Here is a 2,083-nt window from a genome sequence, read left to right as displayed (position 1 = left end):
ATTACCAAGCCATTCCCATGATGAAGGAGGAGCGACTGCTTCCGCTTGTCGAGCGCTTCGCCGAACTCCTCCATCAGCACCCTGTCTTCAAAGAAGCGCTCGGTTTCATATGAGGGGATGGCTCAGGGGGCGGACAGCGATTATTTCCCCGCGTGCTGCGCCGCATCCAGCGTGTTCTTCATCAGCATCGCGATCGTCATCGGACACACGCCACCCGGCACCGGCGTGATGAACGACGCGCGCCCCGGCTTCATCCAACAACAATCTTCTCCCGCAGCAACGCCCGGACGTTCTCGATCTGTCGTGGGTCCTCAGCACTCACGAAGACGCTTCGAAGCTTTTCCTCGGGAGGTGTCATGGCGACATCCCGGACAAGCAAGCCGTCACCGCGCCACCAGACAACATCCTGGTCGCTGGCCTCGTGCATTATTTCCATGCCAGCGCGCCCAAGCTCATCCAATGACTGCTCAGACTGAACCCTGATGCTTCTCCGATGCCACCGGGGATTCTTCCGCGCGTCCCATGCGAGAGCAGCATGGTCTTCAAGGCATTTGGCCACGCTGGTGTACGCAAGGTCTTCGTCTTCGAAGATAAAGCCATCCTCACGCATTGACAGATTGATTTGCGAAATCAGGAGATTCCCACACGAAACGTGGAACCTTCCCTGGGTGTCCCGCCAACAACTAGGAGCCACGGGCTTCCCCGTGACGTCTCGTTCCCACAATCCAAGATACACAGTCGTCCCGGGTATCCAGTATTCAAGCCCCCCGAAACGAGAATGGAAATCCAGGAACTGAGAGCACTCCGAGACGCCACGCTCGACAAGCCATGCCCTCACCTGCTCAACGTCAAGGATGGGATCGTGCCGCGTGCCCTCCGAAAGAAGGGCGAACACGCGCTCCGAAAGCCCCTGATGGATTGGCGTCATTGGCGCTGCCCCGCCTCCCTGCCCGAGCATGGGCAGGGGAATCCGGAGTCTCAGCTCACTTCCCCACGCGCTGAGCCGCCTCCAGCGTGTTCTTCATCAGCATCGCGATCGTCATCGGCCCCACCCCACCCGGCACCGGCGTGATGAACGACGCGCGCTCCGCCGCGGCGGCGAACTCCACATCCCCCACCAGCTTCCCATCCGCCTTGCGGTTCATCCCCACGTCAATCACCACCGCGCCGGGCTTGATCCACGCGCCCTTCACCAGCTCCGGCACGCCCACCGCCACCACCAGGATGTCCGCCTGCGCCACCTCCGCCGGCAGGTCGCTCTTGCGGTGGCACACCGTCACCGTCGCGTCCTTCTGCAGCAGCATCAGTGCCTGCGGCTTGCCCACGATGTTGCTGCGGCCCACCACCACCGCGCGCTTGCCGGCCGGATTGCACCCGACCTCTTCCAACAGCCGCATCACGCCATAGGGCGTGCACGCCCGCGTCGCCGGCCTGCCCAGGAGCAGATTGCCCGCGTTCATCGGGTGGAAGCCGTCCGCGTCCTTCTCCGGCTTCACCGCCGCGATGATGGCGTCCGCGTCGATGTGCTTGGGCAACGGTAGCTGCACCAGGATGCCGTGCACCGCCGGATCCTCGTTCAGCTGGTGCACCAACGCCAGGAGCGCGTCCTGGGTGATGGTCTCGTCCGGGTGGTGCTCCCAGGAGTTGAAGCCCACCTCCTCGGCGGCCTTCTTCTTCCCCGTCACATAAATCTTGGACGCCGGGTCCTCACCCACGCGCACCACGGCGAGCCCCGGGGTGATGCCGCGCTCGGCCTTCAGGCGCGTCACCTCCTCCTTGATCTCCGCCCGCACGCGCGCCGCCACTGCCTTGCCGTCAATCAACTGAGCCGTCATGCGACCCACCTTATGCAAGACTGGCCCGGCACAAGGGAGCGAAGCGAAGGCATGGGCGCGGGAAAAGTTCTCGGGGCGATGTTGGGTCTCATGGCCGGCCTCCTCATTGGCGGGCCCTGGGCCATCGTGCTCGCCCTCATCCTGGGCACCGCCCTGGGCCACTACTTCGACGAACAGCACGGCGCTCCCCCGGACTTCCCTGAAATCTTCAGCGACTTCCCCTCCACCTTCGAGCCGCCTCCCAAGCC

2 protein-coding genes and 1 pseudogene are annotated in these 2,083 nt (G+C 63.8%); all 3 read right to left on the bottom strand.

What is annotated here, in order from left to right:
- Positions 1 to 140 precede the first annotated feature (140 nt).
- Positions 141 to 242: pseudogene (locus D7Y15_RS43255) on the bottom strand (bifunctional methylenetetrahydrofolate dehydrogenase/methenyltetrahydrofolate cyclohydrolase); the annotation flags it as partial.
- 8 nt (positions 243 to 250) lie between these two features.
- Positions 251 to 958, bottom strand: a complete 708-nt coding sequence (locus tag D7Y15_RS43250) for a hypothetical protein (RefSeq protein WP_126933861.1) — start codon at positions 956 to 958, stop codon at positions 251 to 253.
- Positions 959 to 983: 25 nt separating this feature from the next.
- A complete protein-coding gene (folD, locus tag D7Y15_RS43245) occupies positions 984 to 1,835 on the bottom strand; it encodes a bifunctional methylenetetrahydrofolate dehydrogenase/methenyltetrahydrofolate cyclohydrolase FolD (protein WP_121756199.1) in 852 nt (283 codons plus the stop codon).
- Between the last annotated feature and the right edge of the window lie 248 nt (positions 1,836 to 2,083).

Source organism: Corallococcus sp. AB030 (assembly GCF_003668965.1).
Classification (GTDB): domain Bacteria; phylum Myxococcota; class Myxococcia; order Myxococcales; family Myxococcaceae; genus Corallococcus; species Corallococcus exiguus.
This window is presented reverse-complemented; position numbering and strand designations above follow the sequence as displayed.